This window comes from Mycobacterium sp. 48b (assembly GCF_048282725.1).
Classification (GTDB): Bacteria; Actinomycetota; Actinomycetes; order Mycobacteriales; family Mycobacteriaceae; genus Mycobacterium.
In genome coordinates this window covers 3,817,367-3,844,350 of sequence record NZ_JBLVUL010000001.1, presented here as the reverse complement: position 1 = coordinate 3,844,350, position 26,984 = coordinate 3,817,367, and the positions used below count along the sequence as shown (strand labels likewise).

Annotated in this window: 24 protein-coding genes, 30 tRNA genes and 2 pseudogenes; 45 read left to right on the top strand and 11 right to left on the bottom strand. The window is 63.9% G+C overall.

The window, feature by feature from the left end; translation table 11 throughout:
- Positions 1 to 142: 142 nt before the first annotated feature.
- Positions 143 to 680: pseudogene (locus tag ACNQR1_RS18880) on the bottom strand (peptidoglycan endopeptidase).
- 364 nt (positions 681 to 1,044) lie between these two features.
- Here ACNQR1_RS18880 and ACNQR1_RS18875 point away from each other — a divergent pair.
- From ACNQR1_RS18875 to ACNQR1_RS18860, 4 genes are all read left to right on the top strand, one after another.
- Positions 1,045 to 1,548: a helix-turn-helix domain-containing protein gene (locus ACNQR1_RS18875; protein WP_418047432.1), complete on the top strand. Its 504-nt coding sequence runs from the start codon at positions 1,045 to 1,047 to the stop codon at positions 1,546 to 1,548.
- A 152-nt stretch (positions 1,549 to 1,700) separates the two neighbouring features.
- Complete coding sequence (locus tag ACNQR1_RS18870; protein ID WP_418047431.1) at positions 1,701 to 1,877, top strand: hypothetical protein; 177 nt, start codon at positions 1,701 to 1,703, stop codon at positions 1,875 to 1,877.
- A 199-nt stretch (positions 1,878 to 2,076) separates the two neighbouring features.
- Complete coding sequence (locus ACNQR1_RS18865; RefSeq protein WP_418047430.1) at positions 2,077 to 2,772, top strand: hypothetical protein; 696 nt, start codon at positions 2,077 to 2,079, stop codon at positions 2,770 to 2,772.
- A 447-nt stretch (positions 2,773 to 3,219) separates the two neighbouring features.
- A complete protein-coding gene (locus tag ACNQR1_RS18860) occupies positions 3,220 to 4,809 on the top strand; it encodes an ATP-binding domain-containing protein (RefSeq protein ID WP_418047429.1) in 1,590 nt (529 codons plus the stop codon).
- A 208-nt stretch (positions 4,810 to 5,017) separates the two neighbouring features.
- Here the strand turns inward: ACNQR1_RS18860 and ACNQR1_RS18855 are convergent, their stop codons facing one another.
- On the bottom strand, positions 5,018 to 5,194 hold the full coding sequence (locus ACNQR1_RS18855; RefSeq protein ID WP_418047428.1) for a hypothetical protein: 177 nt from the start codon (positions 5,192 to 5,194) through the stop codon (positions 5,018 to 5,020).
- A gap of 64 nt (positions 5,195 to 5,258) precedes the next feature.
- The gene (locus tag ACNQR1_RS18850) at positions 5,259 to 5,510 is read right to left on the bottom strand and encodes a hypothetical protein (RefSeq protein WP_047036781.1); all 252 of its coding nucleotides are present in this window, start codon (positions 5,508 to 5,510) and stop codon (positions 5,259 to 5,261) included.
- An 814-nt stretch (positions 5,511 to 6,324) separates the two neighbouring features.
- On the opposite strand from ACNQR1_RS18850, the gene ACNQR1_RS18845 reads away from it, so the two are divergent.
- The 39 genes from ACNQR1_RS18845 to ACNQR1_RS18655 all read left to right on the top strand — a co-directional run bounded on the left by ACNQR1_RS18845 (position 6,325) and on the right by ACNQR1_RS18655 (position 16,936).
- A tRNA-Lys gene (locus tag ACNQR1_RS18845) sits at positions 6,325 to 6,397 on the top strand.
- Positions 6,398 to 6,434: 37 nt separating this feature from the next.
- A tRNA-Gly gene (locus ACNQR1_RS18840) sits at positions 6,435 to 6,507 on the top strand.
- A gap of 95 nt (positions 6,508 to 6,602) precedes the next feature.
- Positions 6,603 to 6,686: transfer RNA gene (locus tag ACNQR1_RS18835), tRNA-Leu, on the top strand.
- A 103-nt stretch (positions 6,687 to 6,789) separates the two neighbouring features.
- Positions 6,790 to 6,864: transfer RNA gene (locus tag ACNQR1_RS18830), tRNA-Gln, on the top strand.
- 106 nt (positions 6,865 to 6,970) lie between these two features.
- Entirely contained in the window at positions 6,971 to 7,204 is a 234-nt protein-coding gene (locus tag ACNQR1_RS18825) for a hypothetical protein (RefSeq protein ID WP_418047427.1), read from the top strand.
- 166 nt (positions 7,205 to 7,370) lie between these two features.
- Positions 7,371 to 7,447 (top strand) — tRNA-Thr (locus ACNQR1_RS18820).
- 357 nt (positions 7,448 to 7,804) lie between these two features.
- Positions 7,805 to 7,880 (top strand) — tRNA-Thr (locus tag ACNQR1_RS18815).
- A gap of 138 nt (positions 7,881 to 8,018) precedes the next feature.
- A tRNA-Gly gene (locus tag ACNQR1_RS18810) sits at positions 8,019 to 8,094 on the top strand.
- A gap of 1 nt (position 8,095) precedes the next feature.
- Positions 8,096 to 8,169 (top strand) — tRNA-Leu (locus ACNQR1_RS18805).
- Between the two features lie 16 nt (positions 8,170 to 8,185).
- Positions 8,186 to 8,258 (top strand) — tRNA-Asn (locus ACNQR1_RS18800).
- Between the two features lie 11 nt (positions 8,259 to 8,269).
- Positions 8,270 to 8,342, top strand: a tRNA-Ala gene (locus ACNQR1_RS18795).
- A 57-nt stretch (positions 8,343 to 8,399) separates the two neighbouring features.
- On the top strand, positions 8,400 to 8,864 hold the full coding sequence (locus tag ACNQR1_RS18790; protein ID WP_087077968.1) for an HNH endonuclease: 465 nt from the start codon (positions 8,400 to 8,402) through the stop codon (positions 8,862 to 8,864).
- A gap of 61 nt (positions 8,865 to 8,925) precedes the next feature.
- Positions 8,926 to 8,999, top strand: a tRNA-Glu gene (locus ACNQR1_RS18785).
- 142 nt (positions 9,000 to 9,141) lie between these two features.
- Positions 9,142 to 9,214, top strand: a tRNA-Phe gene (locus ACNQR1_RS18780).
- Between the two features lie 42 nt (positions 9,215 to 9,256).
- Positions 9,257 to 9,329: transfer RNA gene (locus ACNQR1_RS18775), tRNA-Arg, on the top strand.
- 30 nt (positions 9,330 to 9,359) lie between these two features.
- Positions 9,360 to 9,436: transfer RNA gene (locus ACNQR1_RS18770), tRNA-Ile, on the top strand.
- Positions 9,437 to 9,456: 20 nt separating this feature from the next.
- Positions 9,457 to 9,533, top strand: a tRNA-Asp gene (locus ACNQR1_RS18765).
- Between the two features lie 22 nt (positions 9,534 to 9,555).
- Positions 9,556 to 9,630: transfer RNA gene (locus ACNQR1_RS18760), tRNA-Val, on the top strand.
- A 1-nt stretch (position 9,631) separates the two neighbouring features.
- Positions 9,632 to 9,716: transfer RNA gene (locus tag ACNQR1_RS18755), tRNA-Tyr, on the top strand.
- Between the two features lie 29 nt (positions 9,717 to 9,745).
- A tRNA-Pro gene (locus ACNQR1_RS18750) sits at positions 9,746 to 9,819 on the top strand.
- A gap of 11 nt (positions 9,820 to 9,830) precedes the next feature.
- A tRNA-Arg gene (locus ACNQR1_RS18745) sits at positions 9,831 to 9,903 on the top strand.
- A gap of 4 nt (positions 9,904 to 9,907) precedes the next feature.
- A tRNA-Lys gene (locus ACNQR1_RS18740) sits at positions 9,908 to 9,986 on the top strand.
- A 129-nt stretch (positions 9,987 to 10,115) separates the two neighbouring features.
- Positions 10,116 to 10,188 (top strand) — tRNA-Trp (locus ACNQR1_RS18735).
- 66 nt (positions 10,189 to 10,254) lie between these two features.
- Positions 10,255 to 10,328: transfer RNA gene (locus ACNQR1_RS18730), tRNA-Glu, on the top strand.
- 171 nt (positions 10,329 to 10,499) lie between these two features.
- Positions 10,500 to 10,572 (top strand) — tRNA-Arg (locus ACNQR1_RS18725).
- Between the two features lie 32 nt (positions 10,573 to 10,604).
- Positions 10,605 to 11,219: a hypothetical protein gene (locus tag ACNQR1_RS18720; protein WP_418047426.1), complete on the top strand. Its 615-nt coding sequence runs from the start codon at positions 10,605 to 10,607 to the stop codon at positions 11,217 to 11,219.
- Positions 11,220 to 11,384: 165 nt separating this feature from the next.
- Positions 11,385 to 11,458: transfer RNA gene (locus ACNQR1_RS18715), tRNA-Met, on the top strand.
- A gap of 137 nt (positions 11,459 to 11,595) precedes the next feature.
- A tRNA-Ile gene (locus ACNQR1_RS18710) sits at positions 11,596 to 11,668 on the top strand.
- Between the two features lie 257 nt (positions 11,669 to 11,925).
- Positions 11,926 to 12,002, top strand: a tRNA-His gene (locus ACNQR1_RS18705).
- Positions 12,003 to 12,265: 263 nt separating this feature from the next.
- Positions 12,266 to 12,706, top strand: a complete 441-nt coding sequence (locus tag ACNQR1_RS18700; protein ID WP_409347528.1) for a helix-turn-helix domain-containing protein — start codon at positions 12,266 to 12,268, stop codon at positions 12,704 to 12,706.
- A 107-nt stretch (positions 12,707 to 12,813) separates the two neighbouring features.
- A complete protein-coding gene (locus tag ACNQR1_RS18695; RefSeq protein ID WP_234802132.1) occupies positions 12,814 to 13,236 on the top strand; it encodes a hypothetical protein in 423 nt (140 codons plus the stop codon).
- The gene (locus ACNQR1_RS18690) at positions 13,233 to 14,438 is read left to right on the top strand and encodes a DUF6545 domain-containing protein (RefSeq protein WP_047036566.1); all 1,206 of its coding nucleotides are present in this window, start codon (positions 13,233 to 13,235) and stop codon (positions 14,436 to 14,438) included. Before ACNQR1_RS18695 ends, ACNQR1_RS18690 begins: the two co-directional genes overlap by 4 nt.
- The gene (locus ACNQR1_RS18685) at positions 14,438 to 15,835 is read left to right on the top strand and encodes a cytochrome P450 (protein WP_076111998.1); all 1,398 of its coding nucleotides are present in this window, start codon (positions 14,438 to 14,440) and stop codon (positions 15,833 to 15,835) included. Before ACNQR1_RS18690 ends, ACNQR1_RS18685 begins: the two co-directional genes overlap by 1 nt.
- A 56-nt stretch (positions 15,836 to 15,891) precedes the next feature.
- Positions 15,892 to 15,962, top strand: a tRNA-Cys gene (locus tag ACNQR1_RS18680).
- An 88-nt stretch (positions 15,963 to 16,050) separates the two neighbouring features.
- Positions 16,051 to 16,281: a hypothetical protein gene (locus ACNQR1_RS18675; protein WP_047036567.1), complete on the top strand. Its 231-nt coding sequence runs from the start codon at positions 16,051 to 16,053 to the stop codon at positions 16,279 to 16,281.
- A 25-nt stretch (positions 16,282 to 16,306) separates the two neighbouring features.
- Positions 16,307 to 16,383, top strand: a tRNA-Thr gene (locus ACNQR1_RS18670).
- 66 nt (positions 16,384 to 16,449) lie between these two features.
- Positions 16,450 to 16,710, top strand: a complete 261-nt coding sequence (locus tag ACNQR1_RS18665; RefSeq protein ID WP_047036569.1) for a hypothetical protein — start codon at positions 16,450 to 16,452, stop codon at positions 16,708 to 16,710.
- 34 nt (positions 16,711 to 16,744) lie between these two features.
- A tRNA-Pro gene (locus ACNQR1_RS18660) sits at positions 16,745 to 16,817 on the top strand.
- Between the two features lie 33 nt (positions 16,818 to 16,850).
- Positions 16,851 to 16,936: transfer RNA gene (locus ACNQR1_RS18655), tRNA-Ser, on the top strand.
- A gap of 150 nt (positions 16,937 to 17,086) precedes the next feature.
- On the opposite strand, the gene ACNQR1_RS18650 is transcribed toward ACNQR1_RS18655, so the two are convergent.
- From ACNQR1_RS18650 to ACNQR1_RS18625, 6 genes are all read right to left on the bottom strand, one after another.
- Complete coding sequence (locus ACNQR1_RS18650; RefSeq protein WP_047036573.1) at positions 17,087 to 17,410, bottom strand: DUF4031 domain-containing protein; 324 nt, start codon at positions 17,408 to 17,410, stop codon at positions 17,087 to 17,089.
- The gene (locus ACNQR1_RS18645; RefSeq protein ID WP_047036575.1) at positions 17,407 to 17,637 is read right to left on the bottom strand and encodes a hypothetical protein; all 231 of its coding nucleotides are present in this window, start codon (positions 17,635 to 17,637) and stop codon (positions 17,407 to 17,409) included. Before ACNQR1_RS18645 ends, ACNQR1_RS18650 begins: the two co-directional genes overlap by 4 nt.
- A 136-nt stretch (positions 17,638 to 17,773) precedes the next feature.
- Positions 17,774 to 18,010 carry a hypothetical protein gene (locus ACNQR1_RS18640; RefSeq protein ID WP_019344656.1) on the bottom strand — a complete coding sequence of 79 codons (237 nt, stop codon included), beginning with the start codon at positions 18,008 to 18,010 and terminating at the stop codon, positions 17,774 to 17,776.
- Between the two features lie 6 nt (positions 18,011 to 18,016).
- The gene (locus ACNQR1_RS18635; protein ID WP_019344655.1) at positions 18,017 to 18,208 is read right to left on the bottom strand and encodes a hypothetical protein; all 192 of its coding nucleotides are present in this window, start codon (positions 18,206 to 18,208) and stop codon (positions 18,017 to 18,019) included.
- A 788-nt stretch (positions 18,209 to 18,996) separates the two neighbouring features.
- Positions 18,997 to 19,869 carry a recombinase gene (locus ACNQR1_RS18630; RefSeq protein WP_131721833.1) on the bottom strand — a complete coding sequence of 291 codons (873 nt, stop codon included), beginning with the start codon at positions 19,867 to 19,869 and terminating at the stop codon, positions 18,997 to 18,999.
- An 89-nt stretch (positions 19,870 to 19,958) separates the two neighbouring features.
- On the bottom strand, positions 19,959 to 21,098 hold the full coding sequence (locus tag ACNQR1_RS18625; protein ID WP_019344646.1) for a tyrosine-type recombinase/integrase: 1,140 nt from the start codon (positions 21,096 to 21,098) through the stop codon (positions 19,959 to 19,961).
- Between the two features lie 350 nt (positions 21,099 to 21,448).
- On the opposite strand from ACNQR1_RS18625, the gene ACNQR1_RS18620 reads away from it, so the two are divergent.
- Positions 21,449 to 22,420, top strand: coding sequence for a GNAT family N-acetyltransferase (locus ACNQR1_RS18620; protein WP_019344645.1), 972 nt, complete (start codon positions 21,449 to 21,451; stop codon positions 22,418 to 22,420).
- Positions 22,421 to 22,649: 229 nt separating this feature from the next.
- A pseudogene (locus ACNQR1_RS18615) lies at positions 22,650 to 25,451 on the top strand (DEAD/DEAH box helicase family protein); the annotation flags it as partial.
- A gap of 247 nt (positions 25,452 to 25,698) precedes the next feature.
- On the opposite strand, the gene ACNQR1_RS18610 reads toward ACNQR1_RS18615, so the two are convergent.
- Together ACNQR1_RS18610 and ACNQR1_RS18605 are read right to left on the bottom strand one after the other, a co-directional pair.
- Entirely contained in the window at positions 25,699 to 25,995 is a 297-nt protein-coding gene (locus ACNQR1_RS18610; RefSeq protein WP_074354516.1) for a hypothetical protein, read from the bottom strand.
- Entirely contained in the window at positions 25,995 to 26,981 is a 987-nt protein-coding gene (locus ACNQR1_RS18605) for a caspase family protein (RefSeq protein ID WP_074354517.1), read from the bottom strand. The genes ACNQR1_RS18610 and ACNQR1_RS18605 overlap by 1 nt, the downstream gene beginning before the upstream one ends.
- Positions 26,982 to 26,984 lie beyond the last annotated feature (3 nt).

Sequence of the window (26,984 nt, the reverse complement as noted above, 5' to 3'; positions counted from 1 at the left end):
CTCATGGCCCGCCATGGTCCGGAGAATCGCAGCGATCGGAGCCGGCCGCAAAAACCGATCAGCAGGGACGGTGTAACCCGCTGCACTCAGCCGGGTCGACTTATTGCATTCAGGGGGCGCACTCGCACCGGAATGCGGGGCTTCAGCTGGAACCATCTCGGGGCCAGACACGTCGGCGGGGATCGGGGTCTGGTGCCGGAGCGTCCGCGGGCGCCGCGGGGGCATCTAGAACCGGTACGTCGACCGCAGCCGTGTACTCGGGCCTATGCCCGAGGTGGCGCGGGCGTATCGGGTGGCGTATCCGCAACGACCGGCAGATGCATGTAGTGGGTGAACTGGCGCTGGTAGGCACCTGGGCCGCCGAACTTCACCCCGCCACCTTCACCGGAGGACACCGTTGTACCCTCGGGCAACGTCACCGCGGTGTGCGACGCGTTCCACCCAATTACGAGGGCATTGGGTGCTGTGCCTTGGACGAACCCGCGGGAAGCCAGTTCGGATGCCTCGTCGGCGGTGCTGAATCGCCCCGAGAATGGGTCGCGTCCCACCGCGGTGTTGGCTACCCAGGACGCCAACCCAGAACAGTCGGTTCCCGCGGCGCTATTGCCCCCGGGGATGTACGGAGTTCCCTGGACCTTGGACAGAAGGACCAGGATCGCTGCGATCGCGTCTGGTGTCATGCCCGCACTGTCTCCGATGCGGACATGACACTGCGCATGTGGCGCATGTCAGCAAAAACTTAGCTATCACGCAGGCAGAGAACTTCGACTGTGTGGGTTCATCTCCAGTGTCGTGCTGCTAGGTTCCGCAAACGATGCTTTCACACCACCGCTCGCGCATCGCCCGCAGCGAGCGTGTTGCGCGCCATATGGCCCGCTCGATCTCTCCGAGGGGGCATGCTCCAAGACTCAGCGGTCCCGGAAACGCCTGTTTTCGCCAACATGTCACGTCCCTGCGCTGTTACGGTGGCCGCCACGGGTGGTTTTGCCATAATCTCCACGTTAGAGACGTGAACGCGCCTCGGTTAAAGCGGAAGGACGCACTGTGGCTATTCACCTCCAGCGCACCTACGACCTGACCGACGAGGCAGTGGGAGCGGTGCTGCGTCAGGCACGCGCAGCAGTGGGGATGGATCTCGATGCCGGCGCGGAGGCATCCAACGTCAATCGCGCAGTCCTCTCGCGGATCGAGATCGGTGACCGGCCATGCCGTGTTCCAGAACTTGACGCCCTATCCCGGGCCTACGACATCCCCCCGCACATCATGATGCAGGCGATCTCCGGCGATGAACGGGCGATGGCCCGTGTCCGGCGCGCACGCAGACTGGCTCCGCAATCGGTTCCGGCCAACACCTCTCCTCGAAGTGCGAAGAAAGCTCCTGCCAAGAAAGTCGCGGCCCCCGCCGTGAAGAAGTCTGCGCCAGTCAAAGTCGCTAAAGCCCCCGCTAAAAAGGCAGCCGTGACTGCGAAGAAATCCACGCCCGCCAAGGCCCCGCGCAAAGCTGTAGCCAAGAAGACCACGAGGCGCGCCCCTTCCCGCGATCGCTAATTCGTTACTCACCCGGCACGTCTGTCGTCGACGCCATCGCGCCTCACACGTGGTTTCACTGCGCCAGCCGCAAGTCTGCGGAACATCCGCACCGCGGATGGATCAAAGTCGGCAGTGTGCGCGAATCGTGCACAGGGAAAGGGGAAGAGCCCGTGGACGATCGACAAGCTGAGCAGCTGGGCCGTAACGCTTTCGCCGCCGGTCGCCCGGCAGCCGCGGCTATGGATCCCACCATCATGGCCGAGGTCGCCGACGCCGCAGTCGGTGAGAAGACGCACCTGCTGGCAGCTTTCAGCCGGGGCTGGAGCGCCGCCAACGCCGAGTCTTGACCTTGTCCCGCACTCGCCACACGCGGCCGGGGGTGCGTCGAGACATCACGGCAGCGCGTCCCCCGACCGCTCCCCCGGCGTGGCGCGCAGTTGCTTTGAGGTGATTCCCACCGTCGATCCTATTCTCCACTTTAGCGACAGGGGCCCGCTCTCTTTTGGGACGAGAGCGAGACGGCGGTGTGTGAAGGAGGAGGATTCGGTGAGCGCGGAGGTCTCCCCGGACACCAACATCGGATTCGGCGGCGATGGGCACCGGGACACAGAGTGGTTGGGATGCCACGAGACTGCAGCGAGAACGCGAGGCCAGGGCCTGCAGGCCGACGCGTTCGCCTGGCTGATCGCAGAGTTCAACCGTCACGTAGTTCTGTTGCCGGACATCGTCGGCGATTCAGACCCGGCCGCCGGCTTTACTCGCCTGTGTGCGCGAGCCGGCAGTTACCGGCTCTTCGAATTCGCAGCCGCGCTGGAGGAACGACGCACCGCGAGAATCGCCCAGGAGCAGTGGCACGCCGCCCTCGACCAGAGCGGCGCAGACGCGGCTCGCGCACTCGAACATGACCACCCGACATACGAAGCGGTGGCGAAGGACGAGATCCACGCCTGCATCGGCAACTTCCTCGCCGTGATCGGGTACGCCGCTGAGTTTCAGGGATCAGCGCCGCTCTCCCGGTGGATCGACACGGTCCCCGGCGACATCCCCGACACGTTGCGTGTCTTCGTCGACGCATACTTATCCGTGCTGCGGTCAAGTACCGGCCTCCTGTCCCATCACGAGGCGCTGCGGCGGTACTCACGGGAGTTATCGAACACGCACGGAGCATCTGCCGGCGACTTCGAAGCTGCCGCGGGGCGTGCGCACGCCTGGCGAGTGGTCCTTTTCGAAGGAGGGCGATGAGGATGTCATCCCGGGGGTCCGGCGGCGCAGTGAAGGCCATCAGCATTTTCGACGTCACCGAAGACATGCTCCCGGTCCACGCTCCGTATCGGCCGGTGACTGACGATGATCGGCTTTTCCTGGAGCTTCTCGCACTCGACCCGCCCGGCCCGCCACGCCGGCCGTCGGAGGCCCGAGCCGGTAACCACCGCGATTCATACGGGATCTCTGACGCCGAGCACAGCGTACGGCGGCTGTGTTCGCGATGCGGTATCCATTTCACCTCTGCCCACATGCAGGTCTCGGTGTCTGCGTCGACTGCGCTGAGGTTGAACTCAGCCTTACGGCGTGACGTAATCCTTGTTCGCGACGGTCATACGCCTCGGCGTGGCGCACTGATTCGGTTGCAGTGCAAGAACTCCTAGATACTCTCTTTTTTAGAGATTTCGTTGAGCAAGGAGAGTCGTTGTGCCCGTTCCGTTCGCCCCCTCCGCCGAGCAGCAGGCCGTGATCGATGCATATCTCCGCGGTGAAGACCTCGCCGTGCAAGCACTGGCGGGCACCGGAAAGTCGAGCACCCTGGCCTTGATCGCCCAGGCTCAGCGGGATCATCGGCCCGGCGCCACAGCCTGGTACATCACGTTCAATCGACGCAACGCGGACGAGGTGCAGGCCACATTCGCCGAGTACGGGCTCACCAACGCACGTGCCTCCACCGCGCACTCACTGGCCAACCGCACCTGCCGGGCGACCCCGGCGCTGCGGCACTGGGTGGAGCGGCTCAATAAGCACTCTCTTCGCATGGTGGAGGAGATGCGCTTGCTCGGTGTCCCCCGCGCCGCACGGTGTCTTGACGCCGTATTGAAGCTGGAGCCCGGCACCGGAAAGTGCGTAGGGGTTATCGTGCCATCCCGGGATCCGCGGTTCTCGTTGCAACGTCGGTTTCTGACACTGACTCGCAAGACGGTGGAGAAGTTCTGTCAGTCCGCAGAATCCGAGATTGACTGGATGCATGTGCCGTCCCTGGCAGGGATGCCGAAAGAGATGCGGCCGATCGTGCGCCGGGAGCTGGTTGCATGCGCACGACGCATGTGGGACGAACTGTCGGATCCCCACAGCCCTCTGGGAACGAGCCACCAGCATTATCTGAAAGCGTGGGCGTTGAGTGCGCCGATCATCGGCAGCCCCGACGACGTGCTGCTCTACGACGAAGCCCAAGACGCAAACCCCGTACTAGCTCACGTCGTCATGGCCCAGCAGGGCCGGGTACAGCTGGCCCTGGTAGGCGACGAGAACCAACAGATCTACACGTTCACTGGAAGCGTCGACGCCATGCAGGACTTCGTGATGCGGCCCGGAGTCCGGGCCTTGCCGCTCACAGAGTGCCGCCGCTTCGGCCCCGCCATCGCCGCGGAGGCCAACAAGGTTCTCGACCTGCTTGACCCTGCCCGAACTGGAATCCGCCTCGTCGGGATTGGGCCGGAGAGTGGGCAGGTGCACCACCAATACAGCGACAGCGATACCCACGCCGTCACCGCAGTGGTGTGCCGCACCAACGCCCGCGTGATCGAACACATCATGCTTCAGCTCGCAGCCGGCCGCCGCGTGCACTCAACGATCGACATCGTGTTGGAGCGACTGGCCCGGGATGTTGAACTCGTCGAAGACGGCAGAGCCGAAGAGGCGAAAGACACTGTGTTGCAGGGGTTCACCGACCTTGCGCTTTGGAACGACTGGCTCTATGAAGAGGACCCCGAAAACGAGGAGCTGCGAGACCAGGTGCTGGCAGTTCTCAAGTACGGGGTATCCGCGATCAAAACACTGGCCCAGGCTCTGGTGGGGGACTCTTCAGGCGCCGACGTCACCGTCTCCACCGTGCATAAAGCCAAAGGCGGAACCTGGGATCGTGTTTTGGTCGATATGGGCGACGTTCCGATCGATGACGACAATGACGAGCAGCTGCGTCTGCTGTACGTGGCCCTGACCCGGGCGCGACATCAGGTTCTGTGGGCCCCGCCGGAACCTAAGAACGGCGCCTACGGGCGTCCCGCAGCGTAGACCTACCGCGACACACTCACGAACACGGTCTCGGTCCGGGTCTTTCAATGAATCTGTCAGATGGGATGGATCGCGCTGTACCAGCCGGTGCAGCCTTCAACGAACACACCGAGTGACCGCAAGCGCGTCTGCAGCTGGTCATGGAGCTCGTACTGCTCGTAGTCGAGATTGAATGCGCCGGCATGATCGCCGCCATCGTGGGTGATGATCAGCAGTGAACCCAGTCCGTACAACTCGCCGCGATCCAGCCACTGCTGCGGCGAGTAGAACTTGCCTCCCCACCGTGATTGGTGATGTTCTTCTCGGTGAAGAAGTCTCGGATCGTCTCGGCGGCTTTGCGGCCGTTAGCGCTCAGGTCCTCGGGGATGGGCCAGTCGTTGCTCATGGCGAAGATCCTCGCCAACGAGTCTGGGAAGTCCGTCACGCGGCGCGATCGGATGCACTGCCCTTCAGGCCGGCTTACCTTGGAAGCGGGTAGCGACCCGGTCGCTGGACTGCAACACGCCCCGGTCGCCGGGTCGTCGAATCACGTGGAACCACAGCGTTTTGTCGCCGGTGTTCTGGTTGGTCTCGTAGCCGGCTTCGGCCAGTGATATGTGGCCCCGCTCGAGATCGTTAGTCCACACCCGAAGGCCCTCGGTGATCAGGACACCGTCGGCGGTGCGGTCAGCTCCTGACAGTTCAGTGTTTCGTTCCATCATGTGCTGCAGCGTCACAGCTGCGGTTGCCCGAACTTCCCTGCGGCGCGGACGCGCGTTGCCCCGTGTATTCGCTGGTCGATGTCGGTAGCGGGTGTTACCTTTTGATACATGACCGTGTGGGGCCGCGACTATCGCACAACGACCGGGATGCACGCTGCATCCCCGGCTGCGTTGTCGTGCGCGGGCACCAATATCGCCAACATTGTCGGCCTCTGGTCGGTCGACGAGTCCCGCATCTTCAGCCAGCCCAGGTGCTTCCGGCCATCACCGCGTCACCCTTCCGCCCCGTCAGTGGGCGTGTGCCCCGGTCGGAAGCTTGGGCCCGAAGAACAATCTTATAAATCTCTCAGCCTGGCTATTTTCCCTGACAGAAACGTCGCTTGACGTCTCTGTAGCTAACTGCACTCAAATCCGCAGTCCCACAAACTATTTCAGCCGAAAATGGGCTGGACAACTCGCTTTTCGAGTAGCACCATTCTGGTCACCGGATACGGAATCGCTCGCAGCGATCACGGCTTCGGTCCGCGACACCCTGGGACATCCCGGTGATGCACAGCAACTTGAGAACTCCACAGTGTGTGATGCACTGCCCCTCACCGGGACAGGCGAACGCGCCGCCTCGGCGTCCGGGCTCTTTCGAGGGCATGCGACCGGTCAGCCAGACGCTCGCGTTTCGCCCCGTACCGGTGAACCAGGGGCAGTGGCTGGGCGCCGCCATGCGCCCAGCTGCCGTACAGGACCACGATCGCGTGGGCTGTGCGGTCTTCTGCAGGCGCGGAACGGGTCTCGAATGCCGTTCCGCACCTGCAGATACGCGCCGCTAGCTCAGTCGGTAGAGCAGCTGACTCTTAATCAGCGGGCCGAAGGTTCGATCCCTTCGCGGCGCACAACACACGACCAGTCCCCGGCGCCGCCTGGGACACTGCGGATGTAGCTCAGCTGGCAGAGCGCCACCCTTCCAAGGTGGATGTCGCGGGTTCGATGCCCGTCGTCCGCTCGATGCGCGAGATGCGCGAGCTCACCTCGACCCGGATGCTGCGTCGTCGCATGACCAGGACGCTGCAGCACCCGCTCGGCTCCCCTCAACGGCCAGGCCCTCTGGCGGAACTGGAAGACGCACCGGATTCAAAACCCGGTGCCCATTCGGGCGTGTGGGTTCGACTCCCGCGGGGGCTACCGATTGCCTCGTGGTGTAACTGGCAGCACCGGCGATTTTGGTTCGCCTAGTTCAGGTTCGAACCCTGGCGAGGCAGCAGGTCGGCGGACCACAAACGCACCTTGCCCCGTGATGTAAACGGCAGCATGACTGATTCTGGTTCAGTTCGCCTTGGTTCGAATCCAGGCGGGGCAGCCACTCTCGTCTCGTCGGCGTGTCGCATCTGGGCTGCTCACTTGTAGGCGGCGGCATCTATTCTCTATTTTAGGGAAATTGATCGTTTCCAGGAGTGAGGACATCCACCATGTCGATGAACCCGAAACTGCACCTCACACCGATCAGTCTCGGCGGCGTGGGCGTGCGAGAAAAGTGGAACTATCTGGGAGCACGTGTCGCGCTCGGGTACGGACCGCAAGTTGAGGGCAAGCGCTGCTATTGGTTCCGCCGCGAGAACATCGGCACGGGCGGCACCGCGCTGATCATTCCGGTCGCTGACTTCTGGCCGGCTGGGCAGCGGTGCGACAGCTCGCCGGCGTAGGACGTGCACGCAAAGGACTCCACGCCCAATGGTTGCCGCTAGTACGGCCGTGAGCAGCGCTCCCACTCCCTCGATTGGCATGACTCCGCCCGGTATGAACGGTGGGTCCCCTCCCGAGAGACGAGCAGCATGAACGCATTCGCAACCGCCGCGAGGCGGACAACCCGCCCCGGTAGCTCAGTCCGGCCAGAGCGGCTGCCTTGTAAGCAGCGACCGTCGCCGGTTCGAATCCGGCCCGGGGCTCAACCCGATTGTGACGAATGCAGCGGCTCAAAGTGCCGCTCGATCGCCGCAAGCATGTCCTCCATTGTCGCGAGGCCGTAGCGGAGCCGCTCACGCCTGGCCATGGGCGTGTCTGAAGTCGACGCTTCAGCGAACCGGTCGACTCGGATCCTGAACCGGTGCAACTCATCGGCGTTGCACCGGCCGACGACGGCCAACAGCAGACAGCGCTGTTGTTCAAGTAGGGCTGTGTGTGGGGATATCTGCATGCATCACGACGCTAGGCGCCGCTGCGTGAATGCGCTACTCACCCTTGTCGCTAGCCGAGACCACGCAGATGATCTGGCGGACACGCTCAAGTACGATGCTCGCAGCTTCGCCTTCATAGCTCAGTGGCACGAGCGCGCCCTTGGTATGGGCGAGGCCCCGGGTTCGACCCCCGGTGAAGGCTCCACGGTTGTCGGTGACTATCCGCTCGCGCAGCGGAGCGCGGAACCGTCAGACCAGGTCCCCTCCCCCATGCGGGGGTGCATGGGGGCAGTAGCCGAACTGGGCAAGCCAGCTGCAGCTGGTCGAAAGTCGTGGGCTCTAAGTGGATGTGGCGCAGCCGGTAGCGCGTTTCGTTGCCAACGAGAAGGCCGCGGGTTCGATCCCCGCCATCCGCACCATGCCCCTCTAGCCCAACTGGTAGAGGCGTCGGATTTAGGTTCCGAAGGTTCCCGGTTCGAATCCGGGGAGGGGTACACAGAGGAAATACCTTGGCCCGTAGCTCAATTGGCAGAGCACGCGACTGTTAATCGCGTAGTTGAAGGTTCGACCCCTTCCGGGCCAGCGCACCACTTCGGGGGCTTAGCTCAGCTGGTAGAGCGCCTGCTTTGCAAGCAGGATGTCGGGAGTTCGAATCTCCCAGTCTCCACTTCTGGCGCATCCGCGCCACCTGGCCCGCCACGACACTGAAAGGAGGTGCGGCGCCATGACGATGACGGTCCCCGCACCTGCCGTCGAGGTGTTCAACGCCGACTACAGCCTGCTCGACCGGGTGGGCTGGCAGGCTGCGGTGTCGATGCTGATGCGCGAGGTCGCCTACGCGCTGGAGGCGCACGACCCGCCGCAGGTGCTGCGCTCCCCCACCGCCGCAATCGAGCTGCCTAAGTCGCTGCTGCTGGTGCGCTACGCCCCGGTTCCGTACCGTCGCGAAGCCGATCACGCCAGCCGCGCCGAGATCTTGACGCGCGACGCGAACCGGTGTCAGTTCGTCGGCTGCGGCGGGAGCGCTACGACGATTGATCACCTGTTGCCGCGCAGTCGCGGAGGCGGAAACACCTGGCACAACCTGGTGGCCAGCTGCGAGGCGTGCAACGGCGCCAAGGCCAATCGCACGCCAGCTGAGGCGGGAATGCGCCTGGTGCGCGAGCCGTTTCGTCCCGGCCACCTGTGACGGCGGCTGTGTCCCACACCGTGTCGACCGGCATGGTGTGGACACACCGCCTACCCGACATGGTCCGTTGGAGTAGTTGGTTATCTCGCCACCCTCTCAAGGTGGAGATCACGGGTTCGATCCCCGTACGGACTACCTAGCCGTCGCTGGTCAGCCGGCTGTCACGTCAGGCAGACTGTTGATTTCCGCGCTCGATGCGCGCCACGGCGTGACCCGTGAGGTGATGGTCGCTGTCGATGCTCACCTGCACCTGCACCCGCGTGTGCGGGTGTGAGATGGTCCCGAAGCTGACACGGTTCAAGCGCCGGGTTGAAGCCCCGGAGACGCCGGTTCGACTCCGGTCGGGACCGCTTTTGTGGGTGTACAGGTTCGACTCCTGCCACCGACACCAAGCCGCGGTAGCTCAGTGGAAAGAGCATCTGCCTACGAAGCAGGGGGCCGGGGGTTCAAATCCCTCTCGCGGTGCAACGGACCGGGACCGTCAACTCCCCGAAACGATCTGTAGCTCAGACGGTTAGAGCGCATCGCTGATAACGATGAGGTCCGAGGTTCAACTCCTCGCAGGTCGACCACGCGGCGGATCGCCGCGCATGCCGGTGTAGAGCAGCTGGTTAGCTCGCCGCCCTGTCAAGGCGGAGGTCGCGGGTTCAAGCCCCGTCACTGGCGCCAGCGGTGCAATGGGCACCGTTTAGGTCTCGTAGCTCAGCGGGAGAGCGCCGCGCCTACAACGCGGATGTCGGGGGTTCGAATCCCTCCGGGACCACCACGCCGGCACGGCGCAGATGGCGAGGCGCGCCTGACTGTAAATCAGGTCTCTCGGGTGAGGGGGTTCGAATCCCTCTGCCGGCACCAAGGCCCGCGTCGGCCTCAACGAGGCGAAACGGGGTGTAGCGCAGCTTGGTAGCGCGTTCGCTTTGGGAGCGAAAGGTCCTCGGTTCGAATCCGGGTACCCCGACAAGATTTTCAGCCCGCGTAGCTCAGCGGATAGAGCGCCTGTTTCCTAAGCAGGAGGTTCCGAGTTCGATTCTCGGCGTGGGTACTTCGCCTCCATAGCTCAGTCTGGTCCAGAGCCACCGACTTTTAATCGGAGGGTCGCAGGTTCGAATCCTGTTGGGGGCACCAGGTCGTATCTTCGGCCGAGATCTTGGAAGATGAACGCGCCCGGGCGCGCACGGCTTCGAACACCGTTGGTCGCTTCGGCGATGGGGATCAGCGCCTCCGTCTTCCGCTTTACGGGGATCTCTCCCCTATGCGTCCGTGGTCTAGCGGCTATGACGCCGGTCTCCAAAACCGGACAACGCAGGTTCGAGTCCTGCCGGGCGTGCAGATCTCCGATCACCGAACGATGGTCGGATCCAGAGGTCGTGGCGACGATCGCGGTCTCGTCCATGGCGCCGTGCTGTGATGGCTAGGCACTCGGGCTTTCACCTCGGGGATGCGCGGGTTCGATTCCCGTCGGCGCTACCGCTTTCGGCGTGTCGTGGCACTTCAGTGGAACACTCCGCACGCCGCGGAGATGCTTAATCCGCGAGATCCTGTGTCAACGCCACCCCTGCTATCACCTGGCGAAGGCACCTCCACGACGCCGCACCTATCCTCGGACGAGAGGTGACCTGCACGGGATCTCGTACATATGCCCCTGTAGCTCAGCGGACAGAGCGGCGCGGTCCTAACGCGACAGACGGCGGTTCGAATCCGTCTAGGGGCACAGGGTTTTCGAGCATGGCGAGGGGAATAACCATGACGCGCAATCCTCACCTGCTGCCGGCCGGCGTCGGATACCTGTTCATCGTGGACGTCGAAGCGACTGACAAGACTCCGATGTCAGGTCTGATGACCGAGTTCGCCGTGGTCCACGTCGTCACCGGGGCGTCGTTCTATGGGCACGTGTACCGCGCTCATCCGCACCCTGACACCCCAGCCCTGCCGGTCGTGGAACTCGACGCCGCGGGAGTACCGATCGTTGACGCCTATTGGATCACCGACGGCCACGACACCGCAGATGCCACTCACGCCCGCGAGGCCAGCGGAGTGGCCGGGGCGCTGCACCGCTGGATCGACAGCTTTGGTCTCGCACGGCGCACGTTGGTCAGCGACAACAACGGCTTCGATGCGATGTGGCTAAACTGCTTCACCGATGAACAGCTCCGGCGAGTGCTGTTCGGTCACTCGTCGCGGCGCATCGGTGACTTCTACGCCGGCTCCCGCGGCAAGTGGGACGATCAATCATCGTGGAAGGGGATGCGGCGTACCCGGCACACCCACCATCCGCTCGATGACGCTCACGGAAACGCCGAAGCCCTGCGGACCCTGTTGGGCATTCCGGAGCCTCGCCTCGCCGAAGCTTCGCACTAGAGAGAAGACGCGGGCCGTCGGCGCAATTGGCAACACGCTTCCGCGGCATGGAAAGGTCGCTCGTTCGGACCCAGCCGGAACCACGCTTCATGGTCGAACGCGATCTACCGCGGCGGGTGTCCATGCGAGCGCCCCGATACCAGTGTCGCCGCCCGTATCAGCCAACGCGGAGTAGGGCAGGTAGGTAGCCCGCCGGGCTCATAACCCGGAGGTCGCGGGTTCGAATCCCGCCTCCGCAACGACGTTCGCGCTGTCCGGGGTTCGATTGCCTCGTCCGATCTCCATGGGGAGGGAAGGTGGCAGGCGCGGCAAACCCGGTGAGACTCGAAAACCATCGAGTTCAAGGCCGAGCAGCACGGAGCATCGCCGTGCCTGACGCTCCGTAGCTCAGCTGGCAGAGCTCCGCACTCATAATGCGATGGTCGCGGGTTCAAGTCCCGCCGGAGCAACGACGCGCTGACCAAACAGGCCGGCGCATCCTGGAGGGCCAACCCGACGGATGGCGACGGGAACTGTCTTGAAAACAGCCGAAGCGCAAGCTCTTGGGAGTTCGATCCTCCCGCCCTCCGCGCACCGACACGGTTGAATACCGCGCTGGAACTGCCTACCCGGTTGAGATGCCAGGCGCGGGTGGCTCCGTCTCTGCGGCCGTGGACGGGCGGTTCGGCGACGTCGGCCGGGCTGATCTGTATGTCGGCCTGTCATGGCGGTGGTAGCTCAATCGGCAGAGCACCTGGTTGTGGTCCAGGAGGTAGTCGGGTTCGAATCCCACGCATCGCCCCAGACGTCTCCCTCGGACGGGAACGGCCCCGCGGTCCGTGCGGACGGCCAAACATGCCGCCCATCTGAATTCCAGTGCCCGCGGACTGCCAAGGGCGCATCTTCGCATTACAATCGTGTTTTCTTGCGATGCACAGGTGAGCGCTGGCTCGGGAGATAAAACACCGATGCGGACCTGAAAGTACCAATCAAGCCACCGCTGCAGTAACGTGAGCACACAGACACACCGTTAACCGAGAACTCATAAATACGCAATGGAGTGAATCGTGGCTGACCAAGCAGAAGACTCCGAACTGGCAGCGAAGATCAATCGGCTGTTCGAGATCATGCGGAAACCGACCGAATCGCCGCTCTCTAATGCTGCCGCAGCTGAGGCCATCACCGCGAAGACCGGCGTATCGATCAGCTCCGCCTACCTGTGGCAGCTTAGGTCAGGGATGAAAACCAATCCCACGATCGCTCACCTTCGTGCGATTGCTACATACTTCGGCGTTCCTGCGTCCTACCTGATTGACGATGGTACGGACCCCAACGTTGACGCCCAGCTGCGTTTGCTGCAGACTCTCCGAGATGCCGGAGTGCGTGACATCGCCGCACGTGCGTCTGGACTGACACCACAGTCGCTTGAGAGTATTCGAATAATGGTTGACCAGGCACGACGCGTCGAGCAACTGCCCCCTGTCGACCGTGTCGATGACGAGTCCTGACCGGGCGGACCTGTAGCGGGGGGTTCTTAATGACACTGTCCAACCAAGACATGCTTGACCTAGCGCGAACGCTCCCGATCCCCTCTCCATGGGACCGGGATGCTTTTGTGCAGGAGGTTGCCGACATGCGCGGTCGGCCGATCAGGCTGGTTCCCGTCGATACCGCGTTCCTAGCCGACAGCCCGTGCGGTCTGTGGGTGGCCCGCGATGACGAAGATGTGATCGTGCACGAACGAGGCACCTCGGACTACCACATTGATCAGATCGTGTGCCACGAAATCGGGCACATGCTCCTAGGACACCGCAGCGGCAGCCCGCGCGAAAACCGCGACGAGACTATCGAATCGGCGTGGCGCCATCTTCTCCCTTACATTGATCCCGAAACAGTGCACGCTGTGCTGGGCCGTAAAGACTATGGCGACGACCAGGAACGCGAGGCCGAGACGTTCGCCTCGCTGTTGATGATCGCCACCGAGGAACAGGCGCATGAGCGTTCGATCATTCGTCGTGTGTTTTTCCAGCGCAGATGATCACGGGGCTCCCCGATACGGTGGCGTGGCCGCTGCTGTTCTTCATGACAGCGGTGACCATCGCCCGGTTCGCGTTTTACAGCACCAACACGACGCAGTACGACAAGTACCTGAACTATACGCTCGGGTTCGCGCTGGCCTCAAATCTGTTGCGTGACCGCACCATTGAGACTTATCTCAATCAGGCCCTGGGCTGGGATCTGACCACCATGCAGCAGGTTTCGCTGGCCCTCATGATTTTCGTGGGCGCTGAGTTTCTCGGTTTCACCACCGTGTGGCGCGGCGACCTGTCCAAAGACGAAGCGATCCGCCGCCACCGCCGCCAACGGATCGTCGCGGTGTTCTGCTGCGTGGTGTTCCTGGTCGCCGCGACACCGGCACGCAACGCCGGTGAGCACCTCGAGGTGCACGGCGGATGGCTGGCCGTCATCGCCTGGGCGTTCTACGAAATTCCTATCGTGGCGCTGACCGCGCCGCTCATGTGGATGTGCGTCAAGGAAACCATCCGCCGCGACGCCGATTTCAAAGAACGCCTCGTGCCCATCGGTGGCATCGTGATCGGGCTGCTCATCGCGGTGTCCAACCCTGGCGCTGCGGTGCTGGCGCTGCTGGAGGAACTGGGTTGGCTGCACAGCGTCGACTACCGCTTAGCAGTGCACTCCGTCATTTTCTTCATCATCTCGGTTTTCGCCAATGGCCTGGCCGCGGTCCCCTGCCTGATGGCCGTGCACATGCGATCAGGGCTGGACTCCATGAGCCGCACCTGGCGCCAGCTGCAACCCATGCTGACCGACATGACACGCATCGTCCCCGGGATCGCATTCCAGCTGTATGAACCATCGTCCTACCGGCGCAAAAAGCCCCTGGACGTCCATCAGAGCGTCGTGCAACTGCGCGACGCCATGCTGCAGCTGCGCCCATGGGAACGGCCGATCGACACCGACGACGCCACGCAGTTCCTGCAACAACACGCAGTTCCCCCACGCCGACACCCTGAAGCACTGCGCGCTTTGAGCCTGGCGCGAGCTGCTGAGGCCAAGCGCACCGGCGCCCCCGTCGCCGACAACGACGAAACCGAAGTCACCACATACCGCTGTACCAGCCTTCAAGAAGAGGCCACCGACCTGCTCCGGCTGGCCGCCTGGTGGCCCGCGGCCCGAACGTTCACCAGCTCCGGCCATCCAATGGAAGCGACCCCGTAATGGCGTATGCCAGTTCACCCACCGGTTTCCCGCACACACCCTGGCGACTGCCGATCGTCGGCGACCTACTCACTCTGGACCGCAACAAGGTCTGCCAAGGCCTGGCCCGCGAACTGGTCAAGCACGGCGGCATCATCGAGCAAAAGGTTTTCAACGTTCGCGGCATCATCGTCTCGCGCACCGACCTCGTCAACGACATCAACGACGAACAGCACTGGGAAAAACAGGTCGGCTACTCGATGGTGAAATTGCGAGCGGCAGCCGGCGACGGCCTATTCACCGCACACAGCCACGAACCGAACTGGGCCAAGGCCCACAACATCTTGATGCCGGCGTTCACCAAGACCGCGATGGCGTCCTACCACCAGGACATGGCCGCCACCGTCGGCGAACTCATCGAGGTCTGGAATGACCGTGCAGGCAGCTGGATCGAGATCCCCGCAGTCACCAACCGGCTCACAGCCGAGCTGATCGGCCGCGCCGGCATCGGACACAGCTTCAACAAGCTCAGCTCCGAGTGCGACGATCCATTCATCGCCGCGGTCATCCGCGAACTCACCTACGCCAACCGCCGCACCGATGCCATCCCGTTCTACGAGAAGCTGTTCGGCGGCCCGCGCCGCGACCAGCACAGGCACGACAAAGCCTGGCTGCGCGAACAGGTGGCATCGATCGTCGAGGACCGCCGACGCAGCGGCGCGATCGATTCCGGAGCTGGCATGCTCGACGCGCTGCTCAACACGGCCGACCCCGACACCGGCGACAAACTCGACGACGCCAACATCGCCAACCAGGTCTTGACCCTGCTCGTCGCAGGCAGTGAAACCTCCGCCAACGCCATCGCTTTCGCACTGCACTACCTGGCCACCAATCCAGACATCGCCGCGGCTGCCCGCGCCGAGATCGACAGCCGATGGCCACGCGGGGACCTCCCCGAATTCGACTTCGATGAGATCGCCCGTCTGCGCAACCTGCGCCGAATTGTCGACGAAACATTGCGCCTGTGGCCGGTGGCCCCCGGCTACTTCCGCCAGGCCCGCCACGACACGGCGATCGGCAATGGTGAGTTCCACTTCCACACCGGCGACTGGGTTTTCGTAGTACTCCTGGCCGCCCAACGCGACCCGACAGCGTGGGGCGCCGACGCCGACCAATTCCGCCCCGACAGATTCCTGCCTGAAGAGATACGCAAACTCGGGCCCCGCATCTACAAACCGTTCGGCACAGGACCACGAGCGTGCATCGGGCGGCAGTTCGCACTTCACGAGATGATGCTGACCCTGGCCGCGGTCTTGCACCAGTTCGACCTGGAGCCTGACCCCGGCTACCAGCTGGAGGTCAGCGAAATGATGACGCTCAAGCCTGACGGTCTTCGCCTCGAGATGCACCGCCGCTGAGCAGAACCGGCGATAGCCGAGGCTGGTGGCCCTCGCCTCACCCTCCGACAAGCACTGTCTCCGTGGCCGAGTGGCAAGACAGCGGTCTGCAAAGCCGCATACGCCGGTTCGATTCCGGTCGGAGACTCCGCGCCGCGTCGCACCCCGATGTCGCGTGGCTTCATGTAGACACTGGCCGTCGCAACCCATCTCCCTGCGAACGAGGAAATGACGCCATGGACCGCATCGGATATCTGGATGGTCACCCTGATGTCCGGCACCTGGCGTTCGTCGACAAGCAGGGCAACACACTGGTCGCTGTCGATGCGCATGTTGATCGGGAGTCCGGTGAGCGGGTGGCGGTGTGCCAGAACTGCGTCTGGATCGAACGCGGAAACGATCGCGATCAGGTTGATGCTGCCGCCACAGCACACTTTGACGAACACTGCGCCCAGCTTGGCCTGTAACCGTTCCGGCTTACTCGCCGGACCCGCCCCCATAGCTCAGTCGGCCAGAGCGGCTCACTCGTAATGAGCAGGTCACCGGTTCGATTCCGGTTGGGGGCTCCAGGACGGCGCACTGCGCACGTCCGCGCCGCGTAGCGCAGGGAAAGCCTCGCGCACCTACCTTCTCGCGTGATCGAGGTCGCCCCCGTCGACCTCGCCGGTGAAAAGGAAACGGCGATGTTTGTATGCGAGTTCCAGAAGATCCGCAGCGGTGAGTGTTTCGGACGCTCCGAGCATCCCGACCGCACTACAGCCGAGCAACACGCGACCGCTGAACTCGCCCTGCTCGGCGAAGATCCAGCTGACGTCCTGCTTGCGGTCGCGGCTGCCGGCTACGGATGCGCAGACACCCGCGGCGACGGGTATGGGGTGCGGATCTTCGAGGAGTGACCCGGCGCGGTGTGGCATGCCCGGTGCCGCACCCGGGATATGGCGCAGTTTGGCAGCGCGCCTCGTTCGGGACGAGGAGGTCGGGGGTTCGAATCCCACTATCCCCGACGCAGATTGCGCCTCGACGCAATCTTGATTTTGGAGACGTGGCAGAGCGGCGAATGCAGCGCCTTGCTACGGCGTAGTCGGCAGATGCCGGCCGCGGGTTCGAGTCCCGCCGTCTCCGCTCCCGCATCACACACTGTGGAGTTCCCTGTCGCGTCGCATCTCGGCGTGATGCGCGCCCACGCTCATTGCCCCGCAGGGTTTCCCGGGTACATCGTCGAACCGCTGGGGCGCAGGTTCTCCTGGTCACATCGGATTCGCCCCGGGGATTTCATCGTGGGCCTCCCCGTCCCCGCGGTTCAGCTGTCGAGTGCCCTGCGAGTTCAGCCCGCTTGCGGCGGATCAGCGCGCGGGACAGTTCTCCCATGTAGTTGATCGGAACGGCACCGAGCCGAATCGCCAACTCCCGCTTGGTGTCCGTCACGTCGTAGTGCGAAATCGCCGTCCCCGGCTTCTGGTGCCAGGACCGGCGCAGTCCGAGCTGGTCGGCGAAGACGTGCAGTTCCTCGTCGGTATCGGCCAACAGATGCGACCACCGCGCGTTAAGGCGGCCGACCCGCGCCGGCATCCTCATATCGTCGACGTATACGGTCATCGCTGTCGCGCTTTCACCCTGTCGGCGACGTCGTCGGCGGCGAGCGACGCCTCCTCAGCTGTCAGACTCCGCAAACCTTGCGGGTATGAAGCGAACGGCTCCCACCCGACGTGGGGGTTGTCGTTCCATTTGACATAGAGCGCGGCGTCGGTGACCGCGAGAACACGGCCAACACGTCCGCTGTGTCCGATCGTCACCTGGTCGCCCTTGTGGAACCCGTTGTTCATTTCGCCGCTTTCAGAGATGACATGACATGCCGGTGAGTTTCGCTCCACTGCGGGCCGGCGTCCAATGACAGGCCCCGACACGCGGACGGGAAAGTCAGGTGTCGCCCTGCCGGACGAAACGATGCCGTGATCGAGGTCAAGACAGGACCCTCAAGACCACAACTTCGTCGTCGGCGTAGTCCCAATCGACCGGTGCTCCCGTGACGACGTCGCGCAGGTTCCAGCGACCGGTGGAACGGCGGCAGCCGTTGTACTTCGCGATCTGGCTGGGAGAGCCCCAGTGGTCCCAGTCGTCATCATCGAGCGCGACGATGTAAGCCCATACGTCCGGATCTGCGGTGGCGGGGTCGATGATCGAATCAGGGATGTCCATTGGCCCCTACAGTCCCCCGAGCTCGTTCTTGGCCTCGGAGATGTACTCCTCGTCGGTGTGAACGCAGCTGTCATAGCTGGACAATTCGCTGCCGTCGGGACCGTAGATCGTCACGATGTCCGAGGATTCGGAGTCACCACAATCGTCGACTTCCAGCCGGTGCGTTGCACCTTGATGGTCGAAATAGACTGTTCTCACGATGTCGCCTCCGGATGGTTGGGTGTGCCGGGGGCAACGCTGCTTCAGTTTCCGCAGCGACAGCGAGTGCGGCGCGACGAGAAGCGGCGCAGCTCCCCATCTGACACGACACCGACGAGTACAGAATGCTGCGCGCCTGTTCCCGGATTCCCGATCCACGGGTAGGCGCACACCGAGGCATCACACTTCGGCGATCTGAAACGATCCCGATCCGCCCTGCGGGAGGCCATCAAGGCCGGGGACCAAAGTGGTCGAGCTTTCGCCCGGCAGGGGCCGTACATTGCCGTGCTCATCGTCTGAGCGCGGGCAGCAGCGCCACCCGGGCGTCACGCCACGCCTGACCGCGGCATCCCAACCGAGTAGTGTTCGAAACTATGTTCGATGATCTGGATCGCTGGGTGACAACCGACGACTACCCCACGCTGTACAGGGTGGACAGACCCGTGTGGGTTCACTTCCAGACTCTGTTCCCCGACCTCGGTAAACGCCTGACGGGGGTCCCGATGTGGTTGAGAAGCGGCGGTCTCCGGATCGAACCGTGGCAGCGAGGCCGACAGGTGGCCTGGATGCGCCGATTTCGATGGCGGCTGGTTGGCCGCAGTCGCCGTTCCCGTCTCCAGCGGGAACGGCATATCGAAACTCAACATGCAGCTGTGGCTGGAGCCGGCACAGTTCAGCGCTACGCCGCCCCCGGGATGGGTTGAGCCGCAGGAACACAGGACGTGACGGCAGGGCTGCTGTCACGTCCACCGCGCAGTGCCCCAGCCCACTAGGACCACGCACCAGCATCAGTCACTGAGAAGATTCAGGAGGTCAGCCAGGATCCGATCAGCCTTCGCCTCGATGTCGTCGAGGGTGTCGCTCACGCCGCTGAGTTTCTGAGCCGCGCGGTAACGAGCGGCGACCCCGCGCGAGAACATCGAAGGGTCCAGTTCTGGAACCTGCGGCGGTTCCGGTGCCTCGTCTTCTGGATCCAGCGTCGGTGTGGGTCGGTTAACCGGACGGTGCGCGACAGGCGCGCCCGCCAGATGAGTGGCAACGATGTGAGCGATCGACGGCGCGCTCAGTGGAACATCCAGAATCGGAGTCGCGCCCCATCTGTCGATGGGGGTCACGAGCGGCAGCGACGGCGGAGCTTGCCCTGTAGCAGGTACCGATTCGCCTCGAAGGAAAGCCGCCAGAAACCGAGGATTGGACAGGCGGTGCTGAATGCTCCTGATCCGCGCCCAGTTCCGATGAATGTCAACTGCTGAGACCCCGAGATGCACCAGATCATCCGGGGTGGAAAGCATTCCACCGTTCTCGTCCCGGACAAGGACCCGGTGTCCGGACTGGTCGCTACGCACATCGCCGATCCGCAGTGCTTCCATTCTCGTCGCGGGCAACCCCGCAGCTGCCAGAACAAGTACAAGTGCGTCCCGGCTGGCGAACAGCGCTGTCGGCCAGCCTTCGTCCGGCAGTCTGGTGATCGCGCCGGCCGCAGCAACAGCACGTTCCCGCAATCGGCCGCGGCGGCGGTCATACATCAATTGGCGCACCGCCTCGCCCCGTCCAGGCGTGGGCAGGCCTGCGCGTGCGTGAATCGCGTTGACCACTCCTACGCGGCGGCGCTGGGTGGCTTGACTGGCTGGGGTGGCGGCGACGAACTGCGCCAGTGTCAACGGATCCGTTGGCAGCGACGCACGTCCCGATGCGGTGCACCAGTCGCAGAACAGCTGCCATACGGCGCGTTCACGAGGCCCGGTCCCAGTCATAGCCCTAGGGACGTGACAGCGTTGCCGATCAGCGGAGCTTCTTCGCGGGCGTAGCGCTCAACCATTGCGGGGCTGCGGTGTTGTGTCTGGCGCATGATCGCGTGCGCGTCAGCGCCGTTGCGGAAGGCCTGCGTCACGAATCCAGCACGGAGGCTGTGCGCCCCGAGTCTGGTCACCGCCGTCGCGGAGTATCCGGCCCGCTCAGCGCGCCGGCGGATCGCGGCATGCACTGCGGCGCCGGACATAGGCCCCGTCGACAGGTTGGCAGTGCGCCCCACCGCACGGAAAATCGCTCGGCTCGAATCGATCCCGGGGACAGTGCGACCTCGGCAGAGGTGCTCGCTAAGCACGCCGTCGTCTTCAGCGACCAGCGCAATCACTGCGGGGCGTCCTCCCCTGTCGAAGGCTGCAACCACCTGTGCCCACCGCGCGTACGCACACGGAGGGCAACGGTCAGGCAGCTCGGCACGCGGCAGTGCGTGCACGGTTCCAAGTCCTTCTTGATCGGTTTTGGACCGCCGGATGTGGATGTGGATCCCATCGAGCGGATGCAACTCGACGTCTGATCCCCGCAGGTCAACCAGCTCGCTACGCCGAAACGCACCGGCGAATCCCATCAGCAGGAGCGCCGAGTCGCGCCGCTCCGCTACTGCGTCGGCCCAGCTGCCGACTTGGTCGCGGGCGGCGGCGACAATGGCCAGCACATCATCGGTGAGCAGCGGCGCCCGCGGCTTGCGGGGACGGTCCCCAGCGGCGGCATATTCGCGCCGTATGCCCGCCAGGGTGGTCCGCACCATCTCATGGTGGGTGGGCGCGAACTCTATTCCGCTCTGGCGATGTCGGTCGGTAATCGCCGCCACCCACTTGATCAAGGTCGTTGGCGCATAGGCACGTTGGCCGTCGGAGGTCAACGTGTCGGCAGCATCCACCAGGTACGCGGCCACCACCGCGGGGTGTGCTGGCAGCGCCTGATGCCCCTGCGCGGCACACCAGCGTTCGAACCTGCTCCAGGAACTGTCGTAGGTTCGGCGGGTTCCTGGCGACTGGGCACCGGAGGCGGCGCGCAGGATCCGTTCGCGCACACCACGGTCCAGCCCGGCCACGGAGCCGGGATCGGGGACAGCCGGTGTGGACACGGCCGCAGCCTAACCTCGCCGATCGACAGGTTGCCAGACGCGCCTGCACAGTCCAGCGCTGGTCGACGGTTCGAGAGCCACGGTAACTGGGGGTTGGCTGTGAAAACAGCTGTGACCGAGTGCCGCGTTGGCGGCGTTGACAGCGTCGATCGAAGCGCATCCGCTGCTCATCCAGTCCTCCCCGATGTCGTGTGAGGGGTGGGACTTTGCCGCTGCGATCCAGCTGCGCGGGCACAGGGCGCGGATGGGCAGACGCCACACGGCTGCGCGTTCAGAGTGTGCTTCGCCCCGTCCACCGACACTTTCGGCGTTGACGCGCGTTGTCATTGGCGCCTGCTAAGCATGGATCTGTGGGGACAACATTCCAGGTGCGCGAGGCATCTCCAGGTGACAACGAGCGGGCGATCGGGCTGATCGAGCGGTATGTCGGTATCGATTATCCGTGGCCAGAGCGGTTGGGCTCCGGGTCGAGCGCCCACGAGTGGCTTTCTCTGGTGGCGACCGACAGCCGCGGCGTCGTGTGTGGCGTCATCGGTGTTGGCCAGCCCACGGATAAAAACCTGCATGTCCTGCACCAGAAAGGGGGGCCGGCCTTCGATCCGGCGAAGGTCCCTTGGTGGAAGATCTATGTTCTAGCCGTGGATGAGGGCCATCGCGGCAGTGGAATCGGACGAGCCCTGCTAGATGCCACTGTTCGCCGGATGCCACGCAAATACGTTGGCCTGTACGGCAACGTCGAGCTGACTCGCACGGACTCCATTCAGTGGTATCGGCGTCAGGGGTTCTACATCAGCCCGATGTCCGGGCTAACAAGCACGCAACGCCCCCAGGACACCGACACGGTCGGCGTCGCCCCCTCGAAAGGTGAAGTAATCTTCCGCGGCTACCGCCAAACTCTCGAGGACCATCTCGCAGGTCGAGCACCTGCAGAGTGGGAACGCCGTATCGCCACAGCTGAGTTCATCCGCCAGAACAAGCAGCGTGAGAAGGCGGCGCTGGACCTCGGATATCGGCTTTATGCACGGCGGATCGCTGAAAACTCTGATGCCCAAAGCTGTGTGCATGCCAGCATGGGACCCCGCAACCTCTCGGTGTTCGGCTGGGACCCCAACCACATGCGTGTCTGTTGGGAGTGCGTAGGCCCGCACACCCAGAACATCAAGGGCTACGACGCTGACACCCTCTGCGACGGATGCGGTCGACACGACCGCGACACCCGGGTTTCCTGGGCGACCGATGACGACCAGCTACTTGTGGTGTTCGCCGGCCTGTGCCTGTCATGTCGACGTGGCGATGTCCCGGGAGTGTCCACCCGATCGTAAGTACCGTCGACGCCTGACACTCCGCCATTTGGCGCCACTATGGCGGATCTCTCCCCCGTCGAACGCAGCGTATCCACATGAAAGGACGCTGTCGGTCAGCCTCGCCGGAGCGGGTGCCGAAGGACAACCGGTAACACGGAACCGCACAACTCATCGATCAGCGACGCCGAGTCGCGGCCGCCGCATAGGCTCATCGGACGCACGCGTTCGACGGACAGGGGGCACACAGGTGGGGACGATCCATGAGGTGATGGAGGTGTTCCGCGAGGCGCCGTCGAACTCCGAGCGGGGCACCAAGTTCGAGAAACTGATGGTGCGATACTTCGAACTCGACCCGATGCTGTCGCAGCAGTACGACGCGGTGTGGCGGTGGGTCGACTGGCCCGACCGCCCCAAGGGCAAGATCGATCTCGGGATCGACCTCGTGGCACGGGAGCGGGACACCGGCGAGTACACCGCGATCCAGTGCAAGTTCTACGAGCCCACTACGACGCTCGCCAAGAGCGACATCGACTCCTTCTTCAACGAGTCGGGGAAGAAGCCGTTCACCAACCGGATCATCATCTCCACCACCGACCGGTGGGGTCCGAACGCCGAGGCCTCCCTGGAGAATCAGACGACCCCGGTGCAGCGGATCGGCCTGGCGGAGATCGCCGATTCGCCGATCGACTGGGACGTGAGCCTGGTCGACGGCGACATCCAGGTCGACGTGTCGGAGGCGACCCGCCACGAACCACGACCGCACCAAGCCACCGCGATCGACAAGGTGTTCGCCGGCTTCGCAGCCGGCAACGACCGTGGCAAGCTGATCATGGCTTGCGGAACCGGCAAGACCTTTACTGCGCTGAAGATCGCCGAGCGCACCGTAGCTGAGAACGGTGGCAGCGCGCGGATCCTATTCGCCGTCCCGTCGATCTCCCTGCTCAGCCAGACGCTGCGTGAGTGGACCGCACAGACTCAGCTGGATCTGCGGGCGTTCGCCGTCTGCTCCGACGTCAAAGTCTCCCGCGCAGCGGAGGACATCAACACCTACGACGTCGCGATCCCGGTGACCACGAACGCCGCGAAGCTCGCCTCCGAGATGGAGCACCGCAAGCGAGCCAAGGGGCTGACCGTCGTCTTCACCACTTACCAGTCGCTGCCGGTCGTCGCGGACGCGCAGAAGCTCGGAGTGGCCCCTTTCGACCTGGTGATTTGCGACGAGGCGCACCGCACCACGGGCGTCACCCTGGCTGGCGACGACGAGTCCAACTTCGTTCGAGTCCACGACGCGGACTACCTCCACGCCGACCGCCGCCTATACATGACCGCCACCCCGCGGATCTTCGACGAGAACGTCAAGGCGAAGGCGGAGGAACACTCCGCCGTGTTGACGGGGATGGACAACGAGGAGGACTACGGGCCGGAGTTCCACCGCCTCTCGTTCGGGGAGGCCGTCGAGCGTGGCCTGCTGACCGACTACAAGGTTCTGGTCCTCACCGTGGACGAGGAGATGGTCGCCGCTCCGCTGCAGGGGCAGCTGGCGGGCGGGGAAGGTGAACTGCGGCTCGACGATGCCACGAAGATCGTCGGGTGCTGGAACGGGCTCGCCAAGCGTGCCGGCAAGACCCCCGACGGTCAGGGCTTCGTACCGGGTGCGCCCCCGATGCGCCGGGCCGTAGCGTTCGCCAAGGACATCGCGACCTCCAAGCAGGTCGCCGAACTCTTTCCGAAAGTCGTTGACGCGTACCGGGAATTGCTCACCGACAGCCAGGACGACGGCGTCGACATCAACACCACGAACCTGGATCTCGCTGTGCAGGTCCGCCACGTCGACGGCACCTTCAACGCACTGGAACGCAACCGGGAGCTGCAGTGGCTCAAAGCGCCGCTGCCGGAGGACGAGTGCCGGATCTTGTCCAACGCGCGGTGCCTGTCCGAGGGGGTGGACGTTCCCGCCCTGGACGCCGTGATGTTCCTGCACCCGCGCAACAGCGTCGTCGACGTCGTGCAGTCCGTCGGCCGCGTGATGCGCAAGGCCGAAGGCAAGGACTACGGCTACATCATCCTGCCGGTGGCCGTCCCGGCCGGGATCTCGCCATCGCAGGCCCTCGGCGACAACCGGCGGTTCAAGGTGGTGTGGCAGGTTCTTAACGCCCTGCGCGCCCACGACGACCGGTTCAACGCGATGGTGAACTCGATCGCGCTGAACACCGCGAACCCCGGCACGGACACCGGTCACGGATCGGATCGCCTACTCGGCGGGCACATCGGCCCGACCGTCGACAACCCCGAAACATTCGGCGCCGAAGGACCGACTACCGCCGCGGAAGGCAGCACCGAAACTGCCGACCCCGCAGCTGGTGTAACCGACGGGGACGGATCCGGCGGCGGTGGTGGTCTGGCTTCGCAGATGGCGCTCTTCTCCCTGTCGGAGTGGCAGGAGGCCATCTACACCCGCATCGTCGACAAGGTCGGAACCCGAACGTACTGGGAGGACTGGGCGAAGGACGTCGCCGACATCGCGGCGGCCTTGATCACCCGCATCGGCGCCCTGCTCGACGGCGCCGACAAGAAGGTGACCGCGGCGTTCGACCGGTTCCTGCGGGGCCTGCGCGACAACCTCAACGACTCGATCAGCCGCGAAGACGCGATCTCGATGCTCGCGCAGCACCTCATCACCGCGCCCGTGTTCGATGCCCTGTTCGCCGGCCACGAGTTCGCGGCGCACAACCCCGTCTCGAAGACGATGCAGGCGATGGTGGACGAGCTCGGCGGTGCGGGTCTCGAAGCCGAGACGGCGCATCTAGAGGGCTTCTATGACTCGGTGCGGATCCGTGCGTCGGAGGTCGGTTCTGCGGACGGTAAGCAGCGGGTGATCGCCGAACTGTACGAGAAGTTCTTCAAGATTGGCTTCGCCAAGCAGGCCGAGGCCCTGGGCGTGGTCTACACCCCAGTCGAGATCGTGGACTTCATCCTGCGGGCCGCCGACCACGCGTCGCGGGAGGCGTTCGGCCGCGGTCTCACCGACGAGGGCGTGCACGTGCTGGATCCGGCGTTTATGCGAAATTTTGATGTCTCACGAGACGCTCGGACCGTGTGTCACGACCCCATACAGTCTGTGAAGGTAAGTGCTTGATGGGGCTGGACTCGCACCATTCGCCACCCTCCAGAAAGTCCTAGGTCGCCGACCTGCGCTCTGCGCGCCGGCCCAAGCTGGCGAAACAACCCGGCTATCCGCGGACCCCAGACGCTTCTCTGCCGCTTCGACGCGCAAGAGTCTGTCGGATAGCTCGCGCCTACCCGTCCGCATCGGGCGCCTTGATGGCCGCACCGATGATCGGCAAGTAGCGCCTTACCTGTTCACGATCACTATCCTTCTCCGAATCGCTCAGGTCCTTGTAGGGCGTCTCGATCTGGGTTTGCCAACGCTTTGCTAAATGTGCGGGGATGACCAAAGACCCGTCCTTCGCACGCTGGCACTGGTCATGCATGTATTGCTGCCAATGAGCCCATCGTTCATGCTCGATAGCGGCGAGCTTTTCCATGAGTTCGGGCGTCTCCAGACGTGCCTGGACATCTCTTTCGGTAGACATCAGATGAGGCCGTCGTCGACGAGTTTCCAATAGTGCTGGCCAAGTACAGTCAGCTCGCAGCCGTGTGACCCCATCGCCGCGTGCCACATGTGTGGGGCACCGACGGGCCTCACGAGGTTGACCTTGACATAGTTTTGCAATACCGCGAAGACAGCCGTGTGGGCCGGATCGGGCGCTGGAACCGAAGGATCTTCGAAGCCGGAGCGGTGCGGCTCGTAGCTGGGATCGAGGCTGAATACAGTTGCAGGAGAGGGGAATATGTCAGTCAGCTGCTGCAGCTCAGCCAGTTCAATTGGCGCAGTGGCCTCCCGCAATGAGATGAAGGTCTTTACGTTGGTCTTGAAAACTGGGCGTTGCGCCCAAGGTCCAAGCGATTGGTCGATGTGCGCATAGACGCTTCCAGGAGTAATTGCTCCTACGAGGTTCGCCGCAGCCCCACTGAGAGCGTCGACGAACAGGCTCGTGAAAACGCCTGATCCACCGCCGGGCGTCTCCATCGCATACTGATCAGCGGTCGACGCGGTGAGAATAGTGACACCATCGGAAATCTCGGCAATGTTCTGGCTGAGGGCGCTTGTTCCCGCAATACCACCGTGACAACTGTCCAGGATGATGACCTTATTCTTTGCTTTCGACGAGTTGGCCAAGGACATTAGTTCTGCCAGCGACAGACCGTCGTCGCCTGACTGGCAGTCGCTGGCACAAAGGAAGCCTCCGGTGTCTTCGATGTATCCGTGACCGGCGAAGTAGAAGAGTGCTATATCGGCGTCATCAGCGAAAAGCTTCCGGACCGACTCCTTGAGTTCGAGCCTAGTGACCTCGGCCCCAGGGCCGGTCCCGACCAGCAGGTGCGGGGTGGGGAAATTCAGCGTGCCGTCGGCATTCCGCTCGAGAACGTTCTTCACAGCGTGGGCATCGTTGACCGCCCCGCTGAGGTCCCCAATGTATGTGTAGTGGTCGATTCCGACGATCAGCGTTTTCCGCACGGC